Raw genomic sequence first — 6,219 nt, forward strand, 5'->3', positions numbered from 1 at the left:
AATATTGAATAATAAAATAGGCAGGTAAAAGTGTTATTTCCAAGCTTCAACCCTTTTTAAGAATAATTAAAACCCAACATTTTTGCAATTTCGTTATGTTTAGATTGTGCAAGCTGTGTTGGTAAATCGTTAAAAACAATGTTGCCATTATCAACCACCAAACAACGTGAAAAATAATTAAGTGAATCATCAAGATAGTGTGATACCATCATTAAAGTTAAATTGAAATCATCACAAATTTGATCGACTAACGCCAACATTTCAAAACGCAGAGCTTGATCGAGCGCTGAAAATGGTTCATCTAACAATAAAACAGGGCGATGCTGAATTAAACAACGCGCTAATGCCACACGTTGCCGTTGCCCGCCTGAAAGCTGATTAGGATAACGATTGTTAAAACCTGCTAAACTAACCTTAACTAGTATATCTTCTATTGTTTGCCGTTCAGATGCATTCAGTTTTAAACAAGGTTTTATACCTAAACCAATATTTTGCTCAACGGTTAAATGGTTAAATAAATTGTTACGTTGAAATAAAATCGAAACGGGGCGTTTGCCTGGCAAGGTGCGAGTCATATTTTGATGATTAAGTAAAATTTGCCCCGAGTTTGGTAAAACAAATCCAGCAATCAAATTTAACAAGGTACTTTTACCAGCACCACTGCGTCCAATAATGACGACTTTTTCTTTTGCTGCAATTTTGATATTAAAATGCATTTTAAAATTATCGTAATGATAATTAATTTGATTTAGTTCGATCATAATCCATCACAACCAATAAACTAAAAGATAATATTAACAATAATGCGGCCGTTACGGCACTTTCTTTATAATGATAACTTGATATTTGTTCATACAAATAATACGGTAATGTGGTCACTGATTTCCCACCAAATAAAGCAATAATACCAAAATCACCCAATGATAATATTGCAGACAGAGCAAAACTCTGGATAATTAATCTTTTTAGTGCTTTATATTCAATCAAATAAAAGTGAAAAAAGCCATTAATATTAAGTGATTGACTTAATTGCCAATAACGCGATACAACATCAAACATAGGTACAGCAAGATTTTTCAATATAAAAGGCAATGCCATTAAACCATTACATAGCATAATTAAAAGGCAAACAACGATAAAACTATGCGCAAAGGGAAATAATAATAAAAATAGACCTGATGAAAATACCATGCTTGGAATAATTAAAATTAGCGATCCAACTAACATTAATTGGTTGCTCCACTGTATTTTGTGATTAATTAACAAACGGCTATTAGTATAAAGTAATAACAATGCTAGCAACATGGCAATAGTAGCTGAGCCAAAAGCAATTAATAATGAAAACATAACTGCCTGTTGAAAAGATGCAGTTAAAAATGACCATTGAAAAAAATATCCCCCTTCAATGAGTAGGGTCATAATCGGTAGCAAAATAAATAACCCACCAATAACAATAATAATCATACATAAAAAGGCTAAATGATTTGAAACAGGCAAACGGTAACTTTGCCTAACATAGCATGTATTAGGTTTTTGATGGTGGCTATTGTTATGAGTAAATTTTTGCATCAAGCAAATAAAACAAACACAACAAATAAACTGTAAACAAGCTAAAAGCACAGCCTGAGCTAAATCTAAATCACGAATAGATTGATAAATGGCGACTTCAAATGTTGTATATTTTGGTCCACCTCCTAGCGCTAATACAATAGCAAAGCTAGAAAAACACAGCATAAAAATAAGCGCAGCCATCGGGAACAGTTGCCGACGCAGTAATGGCCACTCAATCAATTTAAAGTAAGTAAAACTTGAAAAGTTTAATTGTGCAGCTAGCTGTTTGTGTTCAACTGGTGCACTATTTAACGTTCGATAGAATAGACAGCAAGCATACGGAAAATTTAAAAATACATGTGCAAGTAAAATGCCTGTTAACCCATAAATCGAAGTCATAAAAGGCACCCCAAAATAACCGAAAACAGTCGCTAATAAGCCCTGTTTACCATAAACCGACAACAACCCAGTGACTACAACAAGTGTCGGTAAAATAAAGGTAATTGGCATAATGCGCAATAATAATCTTTTACCTAAAAAATCAATCATCGACAAAGCTTTAGCCATGATAATTGCCAATAATACAGATAATAAAGTCGATAATGTTGCTTGAAATAAAGTTATCCAAATAACATGTAATAAATACTCATCAAAATAGACGACTAAATTATTAAATTTAATCGCAGTCAAACAAAGCGCAAAGAGTGCTGCGCCTAATATCATTAAGATCAGGCTAGCAGCGCTAATTCCTGGGAGTAATATTCTTAACTTCAACATTAGGTAAAATAAAACTACTTGCTAATGGCAGACTGCCATTCTCGTACCCACGTTTTTTGATTATGTTCAACTTGCTTTGCATCAAACTCAAGCGCTTTATTTATAGGCTTAACTTGCTTAAAAGCTTCAGGTAACGATGTATTAATAATAGGGTACATGGTATTTTTCTCAGCAAATTGACGTTGCACATCGGGGGTCAATAAATATTGCAAAAAAGCCCGTGCTAATTCGGGTTGCTGGCTATATTTAGTAATACCAGCAACTTCAACTTGACGATAATGCCCTTCATCAAAAATAGCCGCAGCATAACGATGATCATTATCATTCATAATATGAGCAACAGGTGAAGTACTATAGCTAAGCACAAAATCAGCTTCACCCTTTAAAAATAGCCCATAAGCTTCACTCCAGCCCTTAGTTACTGTCACGGTGTTTTTAGCTATTTTTTGCCATGCTGATGAGGCATCATCACCATAAATATTCTTTATCCAAAATAATAAACCTAACCCCGGAGTGCTGGTTCTAGGATCTTGATAGATAATCTTCCAGTTGGCTTTATTATCAACTAATTCATGCATAGAGCGTGGTGGATTGCTGATTTTTTGTTGATTATAAATAAAAGCAAAATAGCCAAAATCATAAGGCACAAAATCATCATCCCACCAGTTGGTATTTAAATTATCGGGTTTATTGATTTGGTGAGGAATAACAATATTGGCTTGTTTAGCTTGTTCTAAAAGATTATTGTCTAATCCCAAAACAACATCGGCATTGGTCTTATCGCCCTCAAGACGCATTCGATTTAAAATCGATACGCCATCGCCTAATGTAACAATCTCAACTTCGCAACCACACTGCGCTTCAAATCCCTTTTCAATTTCCCGCCCTGGCCCCCACTCAGAAATAAAAGAGTTGTAGCTATACACAATCAAGGTAGGTTTTATGTTGGTAGCATTTGCAATATTTGCCATAAAAAGTGCAGATAATACCAAAGATAATAACAATTTTTTACAAAACATTTTGCCTCCAAAATAGCAAATAAAAGACAAAAGGTTTGAGTAGGTATAATAACTCAAATCCCTCCGCTGGCATGATCCAGTTCAGGTTCGACGGGTTATGCTAATCTAACGCTAACATTCTCAGCCCCACTGGGCACCCCGTTGAGAACATTGACTAGTGTAGTGTTTAGGATTATGTTTGTAAACAACCAAACAAATAAAGCGTTGTGAACGAAACAACGAGAAATTAAAACAATCATTGATTTTATTGTTTTTTTTTTATGATTTTGCTTTAAAGCAAAAAAGACACCTATTACGCTGAATGCTCGAAAACGAAACGATATCAATTTTTCATCAGCTTATCCATAACGTAACAAACTACGGTGGTGTTAACACTTTCTAACTCTGAATAAATAATAATAACCTTTGGCTTTTATAAAATGTGAATGTGCTATCAATAAAAAAATAGTCAGAAAATGGATTGATTTTATTGATGTTTTTCTGATTGTTTTTGGGGAAATGCTTAATAAAGCACAACAGCTAACTGCTTCATTAAATAATACTTTTACGCCAGCATTAAAAACATATGCTGGCTGTACAAACGCACTTAACGTTAGCTCGCCTGGCGACTTAGACTAACTAACGTTGAGCATTATACGTTAACAGCTTTACCTTTGATTTATGTCAAGTTGCATATCCTTTTATACAAGAATTAAGAAGTCAGTATTAAGGGTGAACGCAAATACCTCTGTTGATAAAACTATTTGGATCATAATGAACGTTACCTCTGCTTTCCAAAGCTACCAAAAAACCTTTATCGCTACTAAAGACAGTAGCATGGCATGAAAAATTTCTGTAGCCGCAAAGCGGAGTAATAAGCGAACCCCACTCCGATAACAAGCCGGAACCAACATAATATAATGCCGTATCAGGAAAGTTATCTCGACGATAATTTAGTGGTGGGCGAAAGGCGCCATCTATGTCGTTTAAACAAGGGAAGTCGATGCGGCCTCTGTCATCTTTTCTTCCACACTTCACATTGGTCAACTCTTTTACTCTTGGCATACGATAACCTATCGCACTACACCATGCTGTTTGCTCTGATTGACTACCTTTTTTATCACCGCGATAGGCAAACCAGTGCTTCAACACAAAACCATATCTTACAACCTCTTCATTATGTCTATTTCTACCCACTAATTCAAATGTTTGTGGTAAACTTGGCTTAGAGACTGGAACTGGATTATCGGAATTTATCTGAGTATCATTGGCAAATGGACCGTTTAAAGTGACGCGTACAAATGCTTTTTGCTTCTAACTGTGGTTCACAGGGAATCACACTCACACTCGAACAAGCTTCATGAATCCAAGAATCATTCGCTGTTATTTTGGTTACAGTGGCAGTAATTCCTTCGTGTGTAATGGGTGTATTCCATATCAAATCATTGGCATCGCCACCTAGGACTAAATCAAAATACAACCTATTAGCCCCTGTGGTAGGAAAATTAGAGGCATATGATTGGGTGTTGTAAAATCCTTTATTGTAGACAAATCCTGGCGCGGTGGGTGTGAATCACATTTCAAGAAGAAAAAAAAACGCCGTTTTACTTACCAATTAAAAAAACAAACGAATATTGTTGCTGAGTATGACATCACTAAATCCGCATTATATAAGTGAGCAATATCAAACCATTGGTGAGTTTACTACCCAAGGCAATCGTAGCATTCAAGAAAATGAGTTTATAGCTCTACGCAAAGACAATAAGCGTTTGTTAATGGAGAATAACATCCTAAAGCAAGCTGCATTTGCATTGATAATAGGGTGAAAATCCAGTTAATCAAAGAGAATCAAAATCAATATTTACAAGCGTTATGTCGATGTTCACAAGCGTCAAGCAATCGATTTTATTATCAATAACAATTAATCAGTAAAAAAACAGACAAAGTGCTTGGTGAAAAAGGTATTTAACGATAATTATTAATCCTATGTGTAATTACTCCACGACCATTTTTCTTAGGCTTCTTCATCCATTTTGTATCTACCTATTTTTTACTCATTCGCTTAGTTCAAAAATAGGCAAATACATAAATTTATTTACAGTGTCATTTTTCTCGTTGCTTAGCAAGGCCAATAAGTTTGTCTAGGCTAATTAAAGAATTCATTACATTATTTTGACAAACACTTTCATCATTTTGATAGATATCTTCATCATCTTGATAGGTATCTTCTCTTGTAATCCATATTAGCCAAGCTTTAACTGCTAAATATTCTTCAATGGTTAATGTTGCCCAGCGTTTAAATAGATAGCTGTCAGACAGTATTTTTTCAAAATCCATAATCCAAAATACAACTATATTTATAAAACCTTTAATCCTTGCTTTTTTATCCCCTATCGCTCTTGCTTTAGCTAAAGCCTCAGCTCTGGCCATAGCTCTTGCTTTAGCTCTTACTTTAGCTCTGGTTCTACCTAAAGCTATATCTATAGCTTTAGCTTTAGCTTTAGCCTCAGCTTCAGCCTCAGCTCTAACTATAGCTTCATCTTCAGCTATAGCTATATCCATAGCTTTAGCTGAAGTAATAAGTAACCCAGGTAAATAATAAGCATAGGCTGATGGAGTAAATACATATAAAGCATCATCATAGTTTACGTATATATCAAGAGTGATATCTTGCCAATTCTTACCCAAAAATTGTTTTAGCGCTATTTCATCATCAGGCATTATTATTGTTGCAGTTTCAAAACTTAATTCCCACATATCTTTCGGACGCTCTCGCCAAGAAAATGCCTCCGTTATTTTATTGAATAATATTTTTTCATATATAACATCATATTTTTCCTGTTCAGGTGCTATTACCTTTTTCACCATTGAAGTTCCTTTTTTAATTTATCAC

6 protein-coding genes and 1 riboswitch are annotated in these 6,219 nt (G+C 34.7%); of the genes, 1 reads left to right on the forward strand and 5 read right to left on the reverse strand.

Annotated features, from left to right (window positions below; genetic code table 11):
• Positions 1-56: 56 nt before the first annotated feature.
• The 4 genes from thiQ to A9G42_RS08975 form a co-directional block, all read right to left on the reverse strand.
• Positions 57-761, reverse strand: a complete 705-nt coding sequence (thiQ, locus tag A9G42_RS08960) for a thiamine ABC transporter ATP-binding protein ThiQ (protein ID WP_065582733.1) — start codon at positions 759-761, stop codon at positions 57-59.
• Positions 739-2,328, reverse strand: coding sequence for a thiamine/thiamine pyrophosphate ABC transporter permease (gene thiP / locus A9G42_RS08965; RefSeq protein WP_065653232.1), 1,590 nt, complete (start codon positions 2,326-2,328; stop codon positions 739-741). Before thiP ends, thiQ begins: the two co-directional genes overlap by 23 nt.
• Before the next feature lie 14 nt (positions 2,329-2,342).
• The gene (gene thiB / locus A9G42_RS08970) at positions 2,343-3,347 is read right to left on the reverse strand and encodes a thiamine ABC transporter substrate binding subunit (RefSeq protein ID WP_065588685.1); all 1,005 of its coding nucleotides are present in this window, start codon (positions 3,345-3,347) and stop codon (positions 2,343-2,345) included.
• Between the two features lie 40 nt (positions 3,348-3,387).
• Positions 3,388-3,498: riboswitch (TPP riboswitch) on the reverse strand.
• Positions 3,499-4,052: 554 nt separating this feature from the next.
• On the reverse strand, positions 4,053-4,523 hold the full coding sequence (locus A9G42_RS08975) for a hypothetical protein (protein ID WP_143426136.1): 471 nt from the start codon (positions 4,521-4,523) through the stop codon (positions 4,053-4,055).
• A 449-nt stretch (positions 4,524-4,972) separates the two neighbouring features.
• On the opposite strand from A9G42_RS08975, the gene A9G42_RS08985 reads away from it, so the two are divergent.
• Positions 4,973-5,152: a hypothetical protein gene (locus A9G42_RS08985; protein WP_082212082.1), complete on the forward strand. Its 180-nt coding sequence runs from the start codon at positions 4,973-4,975 to the stop codon at positions 5,150-5,152.
• Between the two features lie 277 nt (positions 5,153-5,429).
• Here A9G42_RS08985 and A9G42_RS13690 read toward each other — a convergent pair whose 3' ends face one another.
• On the reverse strand, positions 5,430-6,194 hold the full coding sequence (locus tag A9G42_RS13690) for a hypothetical protein (protein WP_065653235.1): 765 nt from the start codon (positions 6,192-6,194) through the stop codon (positions 5,430-5,432).
• Positions 6,195-6,219 lie beyond the last annotated feature (25 nt).

The sequence above is a fragment of the Gilliamella sp. Nev6-6 genome (assembly GCF_001690605.1).
In the GTDB taxonomy this organism is placed as follows: Bacteria; Pseudomonadota; Gammaproteobacteria; order Enterobacterales; family Orbaceae; genus Gilliamella; species Gilliamella apicola_C.

Bases quoted from the DNA above. Each gene is read 5' to 3' on its own strand.
- thiQ (WP_065582733.1), bottom strand. From the start codon at position 761: ATGATCGAACTAAATCAAATTAATTATCATTACGATAATTTTAAAATG.
- thiP (WP_065653232.1), bottom strand. From the start codon at position 2,328: ATGTTGAAGTTAAGAATATTACTCCCAGGAATTAGCGCTGCTAGCCTG.
- thiB (WP_065588685.1), bottom strand. From the start codon at position 3,347: ATGTTTTGTAAAAAATTGTTATTATCTTTGGTATTATCTGCACTTTTT.
- A9G42_RS08985 (WP_082212082.1), top strand. From the start codon at position 4,973: ATGACATCACTAAATCCGCATTATATAAGTGAGCAATATCAAACCATT.
- A9G42_RS13690 (WP_065653235.1), bottom strand. From the start codon at position 6,194: ATGGTGAAAAAGGTAATAGCACCTGAACAGGAAAAATATGATGTTATA.